14 protein-coding genes are annotated in these 17,489 nt (G+C 50.9%); 13 read left to right on the forward strand and 1 reads right to left on the reverse strand.

All coding sequences use genetic code 11. From position 1 onward, the window contains the following. The first annotated feature begins 8 nt into the window (after positions 1-8). The 6 genes from NDI52_RS09620 (at position 9) to NDI52_RS09645 (ending at position 7,095) form a co-directional block, all read left to right on the forward strand. A complete protein-coding gene (locus tag NDI52_RS09620; RefSeq protein WP_190774228.1) occupies positions 9-1,211 on the forward strand; it encodes a hypothetical protein in 1,203 nt (400 codons plus the stop codon). Positions 1,212-1,357: 146 nt separating this feature from the next. Beyond that, on the forward strand, positions 1,358-2,344 hold the full coding sequence (locus NDI52_RS09625; RefSeq protein ID WP_190774229.1) for a D-glycerate dehydrogenase: 987 nt from the start codon (positions 1,358-1,360) through the stop codon (positions 2,342-2,344). A gap of 51 nt (positions 2,345-2,395) precedes the next feature. Beyond that, complete coding sequence (locus tag NDI52_RS09630; protein WP_190774230.1) at positions 2,396-3,559, forward strand: pyridoxal phosphate-dependent aminotransferase; 1,164 nt, start codon at positions 2,396-2,398, stop codon at positions 3,557-3,559. Continuing rightward, positions 3,556-4,038, forward strand: coding sequence for a hypothetical protein (locus NDI52_RS09635; RefSeq protein WP_190774231.1), 483 nt, complete (start codon positions 3,556-3,558; stop codon positions 4,036-4,038). Before NDI52_RS09630 ends, NDI52_RS09635 begins: the two co-directional genes overlap by 4 nt. 175 nt (positions 4,039-4,213) lie before the next feature. Continuing rightward, positions 4,214-5,872 (forward strand): ATP-dependent DNA ligase, encoded by a 1,659-nt coding sequence (locus NDI52_RS09640; RefSeq protein WP_190774232.1) that lies wholly within the window; start codon positions 4,214-4,216, stop codon positions 5,870-5,872. Positions 5,873-6,588: 716 nt separating this feature from the next. Next, entirely contained in the window at positions 6,589-7,095 is a 507-nt protein-coding gene (locus NDI52_RS09645; RefSeq protein WP_190774233.1) for an ureidoglycolate lyase, read from the forward strand. Positions 7,096-7,272: 177 nt separating this feature from the next. Here the strand turns inward: NDI52_RS09645 and NDI52_RS09650 are convergent, their stop codons facing one another. Then, positions 7,273-7,698: a gamma-glutamylcyclotransferase family protein gene (locus NDI52_RS09650; RefSeq protein ID WP_190774234.1), complete on the reverse strand. Its 426-nt coding sequence runs from the start codon at positions 7,696-7,698 to the stop codon at positions 7,273-7,275. 328 nt (positions 7,699-8,026) lie between these two features. Between NDI52_RS09650 and NDI52_RS09655 the strand changes: the two genes are divergently transcribed. From NDI52_RS09655 to NDI52_RS09685, 7 genes are all read left to right on the forward strand, one after another. Beyond that, the gene (locus NDI52_RS09655) at positions 8,027-9,490 is read left to right on the forward strand and encodes a hypothetical protein (protein ID WP_190774235.1); all 1,464 of its coding nucleotides are present in this window, start codon (positions 8,027-8,029) and stop codon (positions 9,488-9,490) included. 192 nt (positions 9,491-9,682) lie between these two features. Further along, on the forward strand, positions 9,683-10,738 hold the full coding sequence (locus NDI52_RS09660; RefSeq protein ID WP_190774236.1) for a caspase family protein: 1,056 nt from the start codon (positions 9,683-9,685) through the stop codon (positions 10,736-10,738). Between the two features lie 315 nt (positions 10,739-11,053). After that, positions 11,054-12,055 carry a hypothetical protein gene (locus tag NDI52_RS09665; RefSeq protein WP_190774237.1) on the forward strand — a complete coding sequence of 334 codons (1,002 nt, stop codon included), beginning with the start codon at positions 11,054-11,056 and terminating at the stop codon, positions 12,053-12,055. Continuing rightward, complete coding sequence (locus NDI52_RS09670; RefSeq protein WP_190774238.1) at positions 12,052-13,035, forward strand: MoxR family ATPase; 984 nt, start codon at positions 12,052-12,054, stop codon at positions 13,033-13,035. Before NDI52_RS09665 ends, NDI52_RS09670 begins: the two co-directional genes overlap by 4 nt. Next, positions 13,032-14,123 carry a VWA containing CoxE family protein gene (locus tag NDI52_RS09675; RefSeq protein ID WP_190774239.1) on the forward strand — a complete coding sequence of 364 codons (1,092 nt, stop codon included), beginning with the start codon at positions 13,032-13,034 and terminating at the stop codon, positions 14,121-14,123. The genes NDI52_RS09670 and NDI52_RS09675 overlap by 4 nt, the downstream gene beginning before the upstream one ends. A gap of 119 nt (positions 14,124-14,242) precedes the next feature. Beyond that, the gene (locus NDI52_RS09680; protein WP_242035986.1) at positions 14,243-16,561 is read left to right on the forward strand and encodes a formylglycine-generating enzyme family protein; all 2,319 of its coding nucleotides are present in this window, start codon (positions 14,243-14,245) and stop codon (positions 16,559-16,561) included. A 56-nt stretch (positions 16,562-16,617) separates the two neighbouring features. Beyond that, positions 16,618-17,421 carry a formylglycine-generating enzyme family protein gene (locus NDI52_RS09685; RefSeq protein ID WP_190774240.1) on the forward strand — a complete coding sequence of 268 codons (804 nt, stop codon included), beginning with the start codon at positions 16,618-16,620 and terminating at the stop codon, positions 17,419-17,421. The last annotated feature ends 68 nt before the right edge of the window (positions 17,422-17,489 follow it).

The raw sequence follows: 17,489 nt of genomic DNA on the forward strand, positions 1-17,489 counted from the left end.
GTTTTGATATGAACGCCACATTAGAACAGTCTGTTTTCCCTCCACTCAAGCTGGAAGATTACGACATCCATCAGGACTGTGGTTTTTTACCATCTCAAACTCCAGCTTATGTCTCTCTACCATCAGCATTTCAGCCGATTGAGCAGATAGCGACGCAGTTACCAAAATGGATGACGACGGGTAAGCTGCGGCAGGCGATCGCAAACTTACCTGAAGTGACCCCTGAGCGGGAGCTGAATGATCTGCAATGGCGACGAGCCATGTTGATGTATTCCTACTTAACCCATGCTTTTGTTTGGGGCCAACCGCCTCCTGTATCGACGCTGCCCCGAAACCTGGCCGTCCCCTTTTACACGATTGCTCAGAACTTGGGGCGACCTCCAGTGCTGTCCTATGCATCCTACGCTCTGGATAACTGGGTACGTATTGATGAGGCAGAACCCATTGAAATTGGTAATATTCTGATCTTCCAAAACTTTCTGGGGGGCTTAGATGAAGACTGGTTCATTCTCATCCACATTGATATTGAAGCAAAAGCGGCTCCGGCTCTGGCAATCATTCCCACCTTATTGAATAGCGTGGTTCGAGATGATTCGGAGGCGGTCATTCAGGCTCTGGACGTGATTAAGACTGCTTGGATGGCAATTAATACCACCATGGAGCGCATGCCCGAAGCCTGTGATCCCTACGTCTATTACAATCGGGTTCGACCCTACATCCACGGCTGGAAGAATAATTCATCCCTGCCCAACGGTCTGATTTATGAAGGCGTGGATGAGTACAATGGCGAACCCCAACAACTGCGGGGGGAAACGGGAGCGCAAAGCGCGATTGTCCCTACAATGGATGCATTGTTCAATATCTCTCACAGCAATGACCCACTCCGAGAGTTTTTGATGGAGATGCGGGAATATATGCCACCCAGTCATCGTGCTTTCATCGAGCAGGTAGAGCAGCAATCCACTCTGCGGAACTTTGTGAAGGAGCGAATGGGACAGATGCCTGAGTTGGGCGATCGCTACAATGACTGTGTTTCTCTAATTGAGCAGTTCCGGACGCAACACCTGGAATTTGCAGCTCGCTACATTCATTCCCAGGCAGGGCGGGCGAATAATGACACCCACATCGGTACGGGAGGCACGCCTTTTATGCAGTACTTGAAAAAGCACCGAGATGAAAGTACCCAACATCTTTTAAGAAGTACCGATTAAAAGAAGTGTGAGATGGGCATCCGGTTATTGATTTTGGTGAAAGATACCCATTTCACAAAGAGCGCAACTCATTTACGTTATGTTCTTCAGCCCAAACCGCATTTCAGGATTAATTTCAAGATGGACATAATCGAGCAATTTCTCCCATGACTCAATTCAACGTGTTTGTGACTCGCCAGCTTCCGACCGCTCTGGATGCGTTGCAAGAGGTTGCCCAGGTTGAGGTATGGCCTGAGCGCACTCCCCCCCCTTATGACGTGTTATTGGAGAAGGTGAAGACCATCGATGGCCTGTTGTGTCTGCTAACCGACCGCGTTGACCCGCCCCTCTTAGAACAGGCACCTACCCTCAAGGTAATTAGTCAGATGGCAGTCGGTTATGACAACATCAATGTTCCCGCTGTGACTGCCCGCAACATACCCATTGGGAATACCCCCGGTGTGCTCACCGATGCCACCGCAGATTTGACGTGGGCGTTACTGATGGCCGCAGCACGACGGGTGGTGGAGGGCGATCGCTTCACCCGCGCGGGGCAATGGCAAACCTGGGAACCAGACTTGTTGCTGGGTCCTAATGTCGCTGGAGCAACCCTCGGCATTCTGGGTCTGGGCCGTATTGGTCAGGCCGTTGCCCGTCGCGCCAGGGGATTCGACATGCGAATTCTCTACGCCAATCAACGGCAGGCCCCATCCGAGGTAGAACAGGCTCTAGGTGTTGAGTTCGTCCCCTTCGATCGCCTGTTGCAGGAATCCGATTTTGTGACCATTCATACGCCGTTGACGCCGCAAACAAATCAGTTATTCAGTGATCCACAATTTGAGCAGATGAAACGGACTGCTATTTTAATCAATACGGCACGCGGCTCGATTGTGAATCAGGAGGCGCTTCATCGCGCACTAACCCAGGAGCTTATTGCAGGGGCCGCATTGGATGTGACAGACCCAGAACCGATTCCTCCCGATAGCCCGCTGCTGCTGCTCCAAAATCTCATTATTACGCCTCACATCGGCAGTGCCAGCCAGCAAACCCGAGAAAAAATGGCAAACATGGCGATCGCCAACCTGATCGCTGGGTTGAAGGGCGATCGCCTGCCCCATTGTGTTAACCCTGAAATTTACGATCGCCGCGAATAAATTTGATTGCTTTTTTGTTTTAGGCCAATCCATACCAGTGAGCGCATCATCATGGATATTGCAGAACGCATGAGTCGGTTAGGAACAGAATCCGCCTTTGAGGTCTTTGCAAAAGCCAAAAAACTCGAAGCTCAAGGAAAAAGTGTTATCCACCTGGAAATTGGTCAGCCTGATTTTCCAACTCCTGCAAATATCTGCGAAGCGGCCTGTCAAGCTATGCGAGAGGGTTATACGGGTTATGCTCCAGCCGCAGGGCTCTTGGAATTCCGGCAAGTCATTGCCGAATACATTCAGCAAACCCGAGGCATTGAGGTTCATCCCGATGAAGTGGTGGTGACGCCGGGAGCAAAACCGATTATCTTTTTCACACTACTGGCATTGGTTAACGATGGGGATGAAGTGATTTATCCCAATCCAGGTTTTCCTGTTTACGAATCGGTCATTAATTTTATTGGTGCTAAACCCGTTCCTCTGGAATTACGTGAAGAGGTAGATTTCCGTTTCCGCATTGATGATCTGATTCATGCCATTTCTGATCGAACCAAGCTGCTCATCCTTAATTCCCCCCAAAATCCAACAGGCGGAATTTTGACCGTTGAAGAATTGGAGGCGATCGCCTACCTCGCCAAGAAACACGATTTCTATGTCCTTTCCGATGAGATTTACTCCCGCATCATCTACGAGGCGGAGCACCAGAGTATCATCCAATTTCCGGGCATGAAAGACCGCACGATTCTGCTAGATGGGCATTCCAAAACCTACGCCATGACAGGCTGGCGGCTCGGGTATGGCATCGCTCCTAAACCTCTGGCAGAACGGTTGGTGCAACTGATGATCAATTCCAACTCCTGCACCTGTTCTTTTACCCAAATGGCCGGAATAGAGGCCCTCACTGGCCCCCAAACCGCTGTTGACGACATGGTGGCCGAATTTCGCCAACGGCGAGATGTCATGGTAGACGGATTGAATGCGATCGCCGGAATCCAATGCCGTCAACCGGCCGGAGCCTTTTATGTGTTCCCAAATGTCAAACAGCTTCCCCTTCCCTGTGATGTTCTGGCTGACCATCTGTTAGAAAACGCAGGCGTATCCGTTTTATCGGGAACCGCCTTTGGTAAATTGGGGGATGGGTATTTGCGGCTTTCCTATGCCAACTCGTTGGCGAATATTCGGGAGGCGATCGCCCGTATACAAGCTGCTGTCAGTCATTTATGAACCCACCGGACAACGAAACGCTGGACCTCCAGAGGGATATTCTTTCAGGTCGCACCTTCTCCATGGCAGAAGTCATTGGTCGGGAGGGGACATCCTTTATGAAAGGTGAGTCGCCTGTTCCCAGATTGGTGCAGGTGTTGACGGAGATTAACCTGTTTATTCAACAACATCTGGTCGATATATCAGGTATTGTCCAGGCTATATTATTTGCCTGGGTTAAATCTGATGAGGCCCGTGTGAGCCGATATGTCAAATCCCCATTAGTCGCTCTTCAAGAGATTGTTGAGAATATTACGACCGATGCCGATACGCTCTATGAGTTTGTGCGCCAGGTGGATTGCAAATGGGGCCAGATGAACAATGAACGGCCTTACTTTCAAAAGCCTGGGCAACCTCCCCACCCGGACGATGAATTTACCCATGAATCGGTACAGATTCAGTTAAGCCAGTTTTTGTCTGTTCTAAAATGCCATTTGTAAGGGGCTGCACATTTAAATGCCATGCTCAGTAGATCGCTAATTTGCTCTAAACCTTCAATCCCTTCGGGGTTTAAAGCGTTTTGGGTATGCGAAGCACGCCCAAAACGCTCTTTTGCGATACTGGTGCTAGGGTCAAAAGGTAGCCATCTGGCTTATAACGGTCTCGGAGCATGGCATGAAGCGCTTTACCCAACTGTTTCAGGAAATTGACGCCACCACCTCCACCAACGAGAAGGTGCAGGCAATCCAAAACTATTTCACTGAGGAAGAGCCTGCCAATGCCGTTTGGGCGCTTTATCTACTGTTGGGCAAAACTCGTAAACGGCTGATTACATCTCGGGTACTGCGAGATGTGTTCCTAAGTATTTCAGATATTCCCGAATGGCTGTTTGAAGATTGCTATGCCCATGTGGGTGACTCGGCTGAGGTTATTTCCCTGCTGATGCAAGATACCCCCATTGCAGAGGCATCTGGCTCTGACATTGCCCTATCCACCTGGATGGAAACCATTCTTCCCCAGGCCAAAAAGGTTGAGTCCGAAGCTGAGTTGTATCAACTGGTAATTTCCTGGTGGTCGGCTCTCACGCCATTCGAGGTTTTTATCCTCAACAAGTTGCTGACGGGTGCCTTTCGTGTGGGAGCTTCGGCTAAGCTCGTAATTAAAGGCCTCTCTGCAGCGTGTGGCGTCTCCGAACCAGAGCTGGCTCATCGGCTCATGGGAGATTTTGAACCAACGGCCGCTTTTTATGAACACCTGATTGGTCATGATCAGGCCCAAATCGTGCCCAGCCGCCCGTATCCCTTCTTTCTGGCATCGCCACTGGAAGAAGAGCGCTTTCAAACAGAAGACTTGTCGCGCTGGCAGGCAGAATGGAAATGGGATGGCATTCGGGCACAGGTCATTCGCCGGGCCGATGAAGTGTTCATCTGGTCACGGGGCGAAGATTTGATTACGCCACAATTTCCCGAGATTGCAACAGCATTTCAGACAATGCCCAATGGAACGGTGCTGGATGGCGAGATCGTTTGTTGGGAGGGCGGTTCTCCGGAAAGCGGCACCGAACGCCCGATGAGCTTTAATGCCTTGCAAAAACGCCTGGGGCGTAAGCGTGTGACGCAGAAGGTGATGGATGAAAATCCTGCTCACTTTATTGCCTATGACATGCTAGAGCAAAATGGGCAGGATATTCGGGACAAGACTTTGAGCGATCGCCGCCAATGTCTTCTCAGTTTGCTGGAACAACATTCCAGTACGCGCATTACCCCTTCAACGGTGCTCACGTTTAACACGTGGGAAGACTTGAAAGCGTTGCGGGAGCGATCGCGAGATTATGATGCTGAAGGACTGGTCTTGAAAGCTTTGGATAGCCCCTACCTGGTTGGGCGGAAGCGGGGATCCTGGTGGAAATTCAAAGTTGATCCAATGACCCTGGATGCCGTGTTGATTTACGCTCAGGCAGGCAGCGGCAAGCGAGCCAACCTTTTTACAGATTATACCTTCGCACTCTGGAAAGGAGATGAGCTTGTGCCCTTTGCTAAAGCCTATTCAGGGTTAGACAATGCTGAAATTGATGCGCTCGATCGGTGGATTCGCAAACACACGATAGAAAAATTTGGTCCGGTTCGTTCGGTAGAACCCATTCATGTGTTTGAAATTGGGTTTGAAGGAATTTCCCTCTCGAAGCGACACAAGTCGGGGATTGCGGTACGGTTCCCACGTATTCTGCGGTGGCGAACAGACAAACCTGCTCAGGAAGCCGATACTGTCGAAACTGCCATGACGTTACTCGATAACGCCGTGGAGGAGAAACTAGAGCAAGATAATGAGCAGTAAGAAGCCAACGATGGCACCGCTAGATTGAATGAAGAGAGGAAGCGGTGAATCTTTCAGGGAGTCTTGCATGGGAACCTCCGGAAGGGGACTTAGGTTTGGGGCTAGAACTGAACTGAGAGGTAACAGAGCATTTGTGCAGGGGAGATGTTTTCGGTTGGCCTAACACACGGCCTGAAGTGAAGTACTGAGTTAGAGCAAGCAAACTAGAAGTAAGAAACTAACAATGGCGAAGCTAGATTGCATGAAGAGAGGAAGTGGCGAGTCTTGCGGAGACTGTTGTACTTGCAGGGAACGTTGCATAGAAACCTCGTGAAGCGGATGTAGGTTGGACTTGATGCGAACAATGAGATAACAGACAGTTTGTGGAGGGGAGATGTCTTTTGTTGATCTAACACTACCTACAATCGACCGGAATGTAATTCCGTAAGTTCCTCTAACTTTTCTTGATTTCCTCAGAGGGTCTAGTAATATTGCTGAAAGATATGGATGAGTTGAGGCCCAAATGCTTTATTCATAGGGATATGCCCACCGTTGTAATACTTATTGCTCCTGTATTCTTTCTGGATATTTTATTCAGAATCCATAGGGCTTTTCCAGTTAACATCTACCCTGCTTAAACCGCCAAGATTTGATCAGAATTGTGTGTAGCGCTACACCCATAGTTGGGTTCGCTAGCCAGATTTAGTATAAAAATGAACACTGCTATCCCTACTACTATGAACTTCACATCGACCATTCGACCCATTCAGGCTCAATGGATTACAGCTGAGAATTTCCGTCCCTATGGCCAGATGATTGAAGCCAGTGAAGATGGGGCACTGTACGACGCCGAAGATGCCCAGTTGCAACTGGATCAAGGAACTCCCCGGTTTTACATCATGCGGCTTCAATCCCGTGGGCGTCGCTTTTCGCGCATTACCCGGCATGTGAAATGTACTCAGTGTTTGGGTTCTCTGGGGGGGCAGGAATGGTGGTTGGGAGTGGCTGCACCAACTGAATCTGCCTGTCCATCTGTGGAGGATATTGTAGTGTTCCGTATCCCTGGAACCTGCTTTATTAAACTGAATCTGGGAACCTGGCATGCAGGGCCTTATTTTGATCAACCCAGTGTCGATTTTTATAATCTTGAGCTTGCCGATACCAATATCACAGACCACGAAACCTGTGATCTTTTAGAAGCCTATGGTTTGACCTTTGAGATTGATGTTGCCGATGTGGCATAACGCCAAATTAGGGTCTGCTTAAAAGGTTGTTTTTTGTATGCGAAATGCATGAAAAAAACAATTTTGCGAGCAAGCTTTAAAACACGCCCTGAAGAGTTGTTTTACGTACGCAAAGCGCACGTAAAACAACGTTCTCAGCAGTCTCAAACACGCTTAATTAGAGCAATTTTTGTTGCCCTACACGGCGTCTGGGAAAAAAGCTTGCCGAGAGGCCCATTTGCCAGAAGCGACCTGAACCCCACGGAGCGTGAGAATTTTGTCCGGGTGCATCAGATAGCACCAAGCTTGGCCCAGAGGCTGGCGATCGCACCCTTCCACTTCAATTATCTCCCGATAATACTCGTTCTCCTCTACAGGTCGGTGAGGGTCATATTCCTCCAACCAATCCAGGGATTGCAGGAGAGTAGGGTCATCAAAGCTTAGAACGTAGCCGTAGACCAGGCTAGAACCCCCAGTCATGGCCGGGTATCCCAGATGGGGAAAGTCATAGAGGTCGCCTCGGGCGATCGCCTCTTCTTCAGACGTCACTCGCCCCTGACAATAGCGTTTATAGTTGACTTCCCCTGGTTTCAAAGAACCGTAAACAAAGACGCGAATCACCATATCTCCTAAGAAGACTATGGAACCCCCAAATCTTATACCCGATCTTGTACCAAAACGCTTCTGAGTTTTGGCTTTAGAAAAGTGCAAGAGGGTATATCGAGTTTTACCCGCCCTACTCAACAACACTGTGTAGGGCGATTACGTTTCAAACCTCTGGATGGGATGAGGTGAAAGAGGCGCGAAGTGCCCCTTCCACCTCATCCCATCCAGAGGCTCAGAACACTCACTGTAGGTCCTTAAATTTTTGAATATATGGGGCTTTAACCCCGACTCCACTTTTTGTAAAAGTCGCTATAGTGAGGTGCTCTGGTACTCTTTTCCCGCTGTCATGAAACGACGTTCTGTGCTTTTTCTCCTCGGTTTGGGTTGCTGGCTGCTCAGTGCTCCGGCTTATGCAGCTATTACAGTTGAACCTGATGCCCTGGTGATCAGCACAACGGAGAATCGGGGTGTGACCCGCACCCTTAACCTGAGCAGCGATGTAGACGTACGGCGATTGGCGATCGCGACTTCAGATTTAGAGCGCACCGATAACAGGGCGGTTCTGCCGGCCAGAGCTATTCAACTGCAACAACCGCCAACCTCACTACAAGCAGGCGAGCTTGTTCAAGTTCCCATTACCTTGGAACCCTCTGAAGCCAGGGTAAGTGGGGAATTTACAGGGGTCGTATGGGTGACCTATGACGGGACTCGCCAAACTATTCCCATTACCCTGCGAACAAAAGATCCAATTGGACTACCTCTGCTGGTGCTGCTAGCGGGAGTGGCTCTGGGAAGTACCTTAGCCTGGTACCGGACACGGGGCTTACCGCAAGATGAACTGGTGGTGCGGATGGGGCAACTGCGAACCCAGATGCGTACGGATGCTGAACTAGAAACTGTTGGGCAGCGCTTTCGGCAGCGAATTGAGGGAGATCTGATGGATGTGGAGTCGATGCTGGGGGTGCGCAACTGGGAAGCCGCCACAACCCATCTGGAGTTAGCAGAATCCACCTGGAAGCGGTGGCGTAAGGGGCGGGAAGATTGGCTCCGCCAAATTCAATATTTGCAGATGTTACAACAACAGGTGAAGCAGTCCGCTATGGTGCAGACGGACTATGGCAATCAAGTGCAGGCTGGGCTAGAAGACATAGAACGCCGCATGGCAGAGTTTGATACACCGCAAGTATTACGAGAAACCTTAATTCCGCTACGGGATGGCATCAATCGTTTCCAATCAGGGGAAACGTTGATGATGCATATGGCGCAGTTGGAAACCCGTATAAAGGATGAGGAGCGCCGTCGCTATTGGGCCGCTGAACGTGATCTGTTGGAAGCGGGACTCAACGAGTTGAATCCCCAGAATCCGGATGCTTATGAGCAGTGGAAAAACAGCTTTAAAGAGAAACAACAGGCAATGCAGCAGGATCTCTACGGACAAGAGAATGCAGAATTACGAGGGGGAGAATTGGAGGTGGTAGCGCGAGGAGATTTGGCTCGGATGCAATCCCTGGGATTGCCCCTTGTGCCGGGGGTAGGTTCCTACTCGGGTGAAGGGGCTGCGCGTTCAGCGCGATCGCGTCTTCGCATTTTTCGCCTGGTGAGTCAGGGGGTGGCGATCGCTTTCCTTTCCTGGGCCGGTCTAAATGAGCTATACGAAGGGAATCCCATCTTTGGGGCGTCCCCCGTGGGAGATTACCTGGCTCTGGCCGCCTGGGGCTTTGGGGCAGAAGTTACCCGTGATTCTATTGTGAAGGCGGTGCAAGAGCTGAACGGCAGTGCTAAAAGTCGAGATCAAATGCCAATGACTTAAATGGAGATGATCTGTTGATGTTATAAATAGTAGGTTTTGTCGCTAATTGAGGATCTACATCCCTCAGGTTGTAGGCCTGAAAAAGTCTCGATGAATTCTCAAAAACGGTAATTTTTGGGAATGCTCATAAATAGATTTTGGAAGGATTGCACAGGTTTCCCCTGCACAATTCTCCCAAACTCCTCTACATCGATGTTGAATTGGAAGGGTGCAATGGTAGAAGCGATCGAGAATCGTTGGGCATTTTTAGTTGGCATTAATCATTACCGGGAACGGCAACAGTTTCCCCCATTAAATTTTTGCGTGAGTGATGTGGAAGCAGTGCAAACGCTGCTCCAACAGGTGGGTTACACAACCGTTTGCTTACACGATGGGTTGGACTACTCGGAACCCCGCTTTCCTGAAGCGAAAAACATCCGGGCAGAGTTGCAATCTCTATGCAGTAAGGTTGGCCCTAATGATTTGCTGTTGGTCTACTTTGCCTGCCACGGTACGCGCCAGGGGGACGGCCAGCCTCGCTTGATTGCCTGGGATACTCGCTCGATCAATTTGGATGAAACCGCTATTAAGGTTCGAGATGTGGAAGATTGGCTGCGGGCCAGTGCTGCGAAACGCTTGGTACTACTGATTGATGCCTGCCACATTGGTACAGGGAAGGGTGGCCGCAGCCTGGCTGACCAGGAGTTTGTTCGACAGGTGTATGAGTTGGCGGAGGGATTCCACTTACTGGCAGCGAGTACGGACCAGCAGCAAGCGTGGGAGAAGAGTGGGCATGGAGTGTTTAGCTATCACCTTCTACAGGGGTTAAGTGGGGCCGCAGATCTGGAGGGCAAGAACTTTGTCAGTGTGAATGATCTGAAGCGCTATGTACAGGGTGGAATCGCCCGTTGGAGCGTGGAGTCAGGCTATGAGCAACGCCCGGCAGGTCAGTCAGATGGCGATTTAGGGGATATGATTCTAGTCGATTATCGCCAGCGATCGCGCCCTGATGTTTCTTCTCTGCTAGGTGTAACTTCTCAGGTGGCAGAGGTGGCGCGTGGTGCTGAAAAGGTTGCTGCAGTAGAGCGACCCATCTCATCCTCCCAGCGACGGTTCTATCAAAACAGCCTTACCCGTAAACAAGAAGAGCTGGCGGCATTAGAAGGTCAGTTGGGAGCGGAGATCAACGCTATGGATGAATTGAAACTAACTCGTCAGATTGAAATTCTTTTACAACAGATTGAGAAATTGGAACAGCAATTGAGATAGCCAGCTCAATTTTGTAGGCCAATTGTATATAGGATAACGCCATATTTTTATGGCGTTAATTTTGCATGCGCGGTAGTTATTAAAATCCCCCCAATAACTGCTGAGAAGTAGTTGAAGCATGAATCCAAAAAGTGGCTATGAATACTAGAGAAGGAGTCAGACCCCCTGTCCTATTAGCAAGAAGGCACATTAAGCTAAAAGATGAGGAGAATATTTGAAAATCTTTAGAGTATTTTTCCGCTTTCTAAGAACTATTTAGAGGGTTTACTACTTCCACTTATCTTCTGACTTCTATTCTTTTAATACCTTGTGGTAGTGACCAAGAACCGCAGAGAATTTTATATCCAGCAGCGAGCTAGAAAGGAGGAAGAGCTCGCCGCCATTGAGTCTCAGTTGGAGGGGACTCTCAGTTCTGTGCATGAAATTAAGCTCAATCGGGAAGCAGAAAATATTCTCAAGAAAATTGAGGAGCTGGATGAGAAATTACGAGAATTGGATGCGGGATGCAACAGCAGTGCCAACGTGCGGGAATTGAATATTGAACGTACGTTTTCAAAAATAGACTTTCATCGAGCTCGAAAGATTGCATCGAATCTTCATTACAACTTGAAGAACGATGGTGGTGCTGTTCTCTTTTTCATTCAAAAATCTAAGAAGCAGATGGGGCATTATTGTGTTGATGAAGTATTAAATATCATCATGGGAGATCAGGTTATTGATGGACAAATCTACGGAGATTACCGACGATTTTCTATTGATCTCGGATCAGCTATCTCGGAATACAACGAAGTAGAATTATTGACCCGTTTGGCAAGCTATTTTAATTTGGAGCCCGTAGCAGATTTAAGTCAGTTAACGGAAGCGCTGCGGCGAGAAATTTGTGCATCCCTGTCGGTGGGATGTACATTATTCTTCGAGATTCGTAGCCTGGACGACTTGATTGAGCGAGAAAGTTTTCTTCGGTGGTTTCTAAAGGAGTTCTGGCAGCCTCTAGTCAGTACGCTGGATGCTCTTAAAAGTAAATATCGGAGTAAGGTAATCGTGGCGGTAATGGCCGATAGTCAAATTCTGTCGGATTGTCCAATGGCTTATTTTTGTGATGAGCAAGACTTTGACCCTGGCAAATTTTTGGAGTTGCCTGTACCCGATTGGACGATGCAAGATATTCGCGATTGGTTAATTCGATTTGGTAGCGTATTCGATCGCACACGCTCTCTAACAGAGCAGGATATTGAGCAGATCGCGCGGCGCATTCATCGAGACAGTGAAGGGACGCCAGAAAGTGTTTGTCTAAGATTACGGGAGCGTTTTCTATGACTGTGGTGCAAAAACTACTGTTTGAGGGGGATCCGGGGCGACGGCCAACCGATGCCCATCCCCATTCCCCTCAACAACCCGAACCCTATGTGGTTTCACCGGAGTTGAAGGTGGCTGTGAATCTGGCCATTTACTTACGGCGGCCCTTGTTATTAGAGGGGGATGCAGGCTGCGGCAAGACTCGGTTGGCTTCAGCGATCGCCTACGAACTCGGCTTGCCGCTCTACCGCTGGGATGTGCGCTCCACTACCAAGGCCCAGGAGGGGTTGTACGAATACGATGCCATTCTGCGGTTGCATGATGTGCAAACTCAAAAGGTCGTTTCCGAACTTTCCCCTCAATCTCTTCCCGACAACGATGAGGGGCTAGAAATTCCGCACTATCGTGATCCCAGCAATCCCACTCATTACCGTTTATTTGGGCCATTAGGGAAAGCTTTCAAGATGCGCGATCGCCCTGCTGTCGTGCTGATTGATGAAATTGACAAGGCAGATCTCGATTTTCCTAATGATTTGCTGGCTGTTTTGGATGAGCCCTGGCGCTTCACGATTAAAGAGACAGGGGAGACGATCGCCGCTAACCCCGAACATAAACCCATTGTCATCATCACGAGTAACAAAGAAAAAGGTAATCTTCCAGCCCCCTTCCTACGTCGTTGCTTATACCATTATGTGGAATTCCCCAACGACCCCAACCGCCTGAAGGAAATTGTGCAGCAACACTACGCCGTTACCCGAGAAGACCCACCTCCTGACCCATTGACCCATGCCGCTGTAGAGGAGTTTCTTACGGTATGGAATGAGGGGGGGCTGTTCAAGAAACCGGGCACGAGCGAGTTTTTGGATTGGCTCAAGGCGTTGCATACCTTTGGAGCGGAGCCCTACCCGGCTAAAGTACTGCAACAATCGCCTGTATTGCCTTATCGGGAATTACTGTTTAAGCTTCAGCAAGATTGGAAGAAATACGCTCGCGCCTCATGAGTGAAGTGGATGCCCAGGAACTTGTTACCCGTGCCTTCATGCGGCTCCGCCGTAGCGGCTTCCAACTGGGCATTGGCGAGTATCAGGCAGCGTTGCAGGCACTAGAGGGGGGCTTTGGTGACACGACAGAATCTTTAATGGAAGTGTTAAAGATTCTCTGGTGTCACTCGCCCGGAGAGCAAAATCAGTTCGAGCCGATCTGGCGATCGCTGCTAACCAGCTTGCCCCAAGCGAAAGCTGAGATATCGCACCCGACAGCATCCTCTCGCCCCGACATCCGCTCCGAACGCCCGGATGTCCCCTCAGAAGCGGTATCCCCAACACCCAAGCTTCCTCTAATGGAGCAGCCACCCGATCCTGAACTGGGCTCTGTGCCGGTTCAGGCTCCCTTCCTCCCCAGCAGTGACGATACGACCGCTCTTTATCGCTATTCCCCCATTAGCCGGCGCTCGATGGTCTACCTGTGGCGTTATCTGCGTCGCCCAGTAGCAGATGGTCCGCAGGATGTGCTGGATATTGATGCTACGGTCACGCAGGTTACCCACCAGGGATTCTATCTGGCTCCCGTGTATCGCCGTCGAGAACGCAATCGGGCGCACTTGTTGTTACTGATTGATCAAAACGGCTCTATGATGCCGTTCCATCGTTTTACGCGGGATCTGGCTGAAACTGCGCTGAGGGAAAGCACGCTGCAACCGGAAAACGTGAACACGTTTTATTTCCAAAATGTTCCAGCTAGCACCCTATATGTCGACCCCTACTTGAAAGAACCTATTCCACGCCAGGAGGTGTTGTCTCTCTGTACCAGCGATACCAGTGTGCTAATCGTCAGTGATGCGGGGGCTGCCCGTGGCCATCGTACCCAGGAGCGTATCCGGGCGATGACCCGGTTTTTGTTTCAGCTCAAGCGATACACCAGTCTAATCGCCTGGTTGAACCCAATGCCCGAAGACCGTTGGTTAGGTAGCTCTGCAGAAATTATTGCCCAGATGGTGCCCATGTACCAGATGGACAATATCGGTCTGAGCAACGCCGTGGATATTGTTCGGGGGCAACCCCTGCGCCATCTGCACTCGCCTTTTACATAATGGTCTTTCAAGAATGATGTGGGGTGAAACACCACCTACTATTCTTAAATCAAGTTTCTAAGTGTCAGGTGCTCAGCACTTAAAAACTGACAAGACACCCGTGAGATTTAGTGAACTGTATGAATGCGATCGCCCATTCTCACCGCTGGCAGGAACAACGAAACCAGGTGGAGCGCTTTGTCGGTCGCTTTGAAACGTCCTATCGGCTCTTGCTCTACCACGCGGCATTACCCTTGCTGCTGACGCCGGAGCTACTCAACTACCTGCGAACCCAGTTTTTGCCCCGCGAACAGGTTCCCTGGATTGCAGAAGTTGATCTGTTGCTATCAGACTTGTGCCGTCCTGTTGGCTATGAGCTGTACGCCATGGATACTGATGTTCGAGCCTATTTGCTGGCCGAGATTCAAAATGATTCTTTCTGGCAGCAACGCATGCGGGAAGTGGCTCAGGTATTAATCAGCTATGTCAATTACCTCAGTCAAATGCATCCGGGGCAGCGTCAGGCAGAGCTTCAGGCTCAACGTTGGGCTGCCATGGTGTATATGGGCGATGAATCTTGTCGGGTGGTAGCACGCGAGATGGCCGAGCGCCTCCAGCAGAGCAACCAGGTGGCCGTGCAGGATGTAGGGCGTGAATCCCACATGCGCGCCGAACTAGCCCGCCTGACGCGAATTGCCAGCGAACTGGAACCCCAACTGCGCCACAACGAGAGCCTGGTGGAATATGCCCATTTAGTACAGCGGGTCCTGCGAAATCCTGAAAGCGTTAGTGCTGCAGAACTACGGCGCTCTTTTGAGGTAGAAGGAATTGAGTTAAACATTGCCGAACCTTTCTGGCCGGATCTTCTCCGAACAGACCAGGCTCCCGAAGCGGTAGAGGCGATCGCCGGCTTCCCGCCCCTGAGCACCCTGGAGTTTGAAAGTGCGGCCATTTTAGTGCTCCCTCATTGGAAACAGGAAATTTTAGATCACCTGCGCAACTGGGGAAACGTCTTCAACCAGCTCAAGAAAACACCTTCTATGCCCCGGCGCATTGCTGCCTATCAAGCACAATTTCAGACGTTAATGGCAAGTTTGCAAGATCCGGAAGTGTGCGAATTTTTGGAGGCAGGGCTGTTGGTGCGATCGCGCATTGTGGCCCAACATGCAGCTAACCTGCAACCGGAGGACTTTCAGCGCACGGGTCAACTGTTGAGTGCGTTTCTGCGGCGGCAGGCGGTTACGATTTTGCCGGCAGAATTATCTCTGTTTAATCTAGCGATGCCAACGGACGCGCGAGATGGAGCACATCTGCGCGAACAATTACTGACCTTTGCCACGGCGATTGTTGAGCAGCTAGAAGTCACTAAAAACCTGCCCCGACAAATCAAAACTCAAGCTCGCCATGCCATTGAGCGAGGCTTTTTGCAAACGGTTGGGGGCTTGGCCCTGGTGATTGTCAGTGATTCTCTTTCGCCTCAAGATGCAACCAAAGCGCTAATTCTAGGTTACTTCCTGGTGTTCCACGGAATGCAGGAGTCGCTGCACCTGGAACTCAATCCGATGGCTGCACCTCTCACGGCCATTTCCACCTGGGATGAGTCCATTCTGACGAAACTGCAACTGGTTTCCTTTGAAGTCGCCACCCTTCACCGTTTGGGCAACGATTGGCAGATTCAGCGATCGCCCCACCAGGTGCACCAGTTTTTTGAAGACTTAGGTCAAGGGGTTTCCCTGGCCATGACAGCTATTCCAGCGGGCGAGTTTCTCATGGGCTCCCCGGAAGAGGAACCCGAATTGGCAGGTCATGAAGGGCCACAGCATTGGGTGGCCGTACCTGCATTTTTGATGGGCCAGTACCCTGTCAGCCAGGCTCAATGGCGCAAAGTCTCTCAATTACCTGCTGTGAAACGGGTTCTGCGGCCAAACCCGGCCCCCTTTCAGGGGGATGATTACCCGGTGCGGGAGGTGACCTGGTATGAAGCGGTGGAGTTTTGCGATCGCCTTGCTCAGGCCACGGGTCGCCCTTACCGCCTGCCCACAGAAGCGGAGTGGGAATATGCCTGCCGCGCTGGGACGTCAACTCCGTTTCACTTTGGCAATACCATTTCCCCTCAACTCGCGAACTACAATGGCAATCATCCCTATGCGGATGGGCCCGTCGGGGAGTATCGTCGGGACACTACACCGAACGGGTATTTTGGGGTTGCCAATGCCTTTGGGTTATATGACATGCATGGCAATGTGCTGGAGTGGTGTCTTGACCACTGGCACAGCAACTATGAGGGTGCCCCCGAGGATGGCAGCCCCTGGTTTAACGCGCAGGAGCGGCGGCGTATTGTGCGGGGTGGTTGCTGGTTTAGCCCACCTCAGGCTTGTCTTTCCTACTTTCGTAGCACATTGATGGATGCAGACGAAAGCAACCTCGACGTTGGCTTTCGAGTGGTTTGCGCCCCTTAAGTTGCATCCTCCTCGGCTCTATAACCAACTCGCTCCCAACCCAGCAAGGTGCAGTCATGCCAGAACTGATTATTCATCGCCTCAAACGGCAGACCCATTACTACGCTGAAGACCTGGGAAATGGGGTGGCGCTGGATATGGTGCTGATTCCGGCAGGCACCTTTTCTATGGGTTCTCCGGAAAGTGAGCTGGAGCGAGGGCGATCGGAGGGACCCTTGCATCCAGTAACAGTGCCCCAATTCTTTATGGGGCGCTATCCCATCACACAGGCACAATGGCTAGCGATCGCTGGCCGGGAAACGATTCACTGGGATCTTGATCCAGATCCCTCCGGGTTTAGTGGAGACGATCGCCCTGTCGAGCAAATCAACTGGCATGAGGCCGTGGAATTTTGCGATCGCCTCTCCCAGGCGACAGGCCGTTCTTATCGCTTGCCCTCGGAAGCGGAGTGGGAATATGCTTGCCGCGCCGGAACCACGACCCCTTTTCACTTTGGCGATACGATTGCCACCAGTCTCGCCAACTACAACGGTCGCTACGTCTATGGGGACGGCCAGCCTGGCGACTATCGTGAGGAAACCAACGTCGTTACCCTCTTCAACATCGCCAACAGCTTTGGCCTCTGCGAAATGCACGGCAACGTGTGGGAGTGGTGTCTTGACCATTGGCACGATAGCTACGAAGGTGCCCCCGCAGACGGTAGCCCCTGGCTTAAACCCAATGACAGTGCTCCTCGGGTTCAACGAGGCGGCTCCTGGATTGACTACCCGCGCCTTTGCCGCTCGGCCTACCGCCGCTTTGCCGATGCAGGAAATTACGATTTGGATATTGGCTTCCGAGTGGTGTGTGCGATTGGATAGAGAGTGGATCGCGTTGCGGGAGGGATAAAACGGAGCGTTTTACCCCTTCCGCAACGCTGGGCAATGGG

The organism is Leptolyngbya sp. PL-A3 (assembly GCF_039962325.1).
Classification (GTDB): domain Bacteria; phylum Cyanobacteriota; class Cyanobacteriia; order Elainellales; family Elainellaceae; genus Vacuolonema.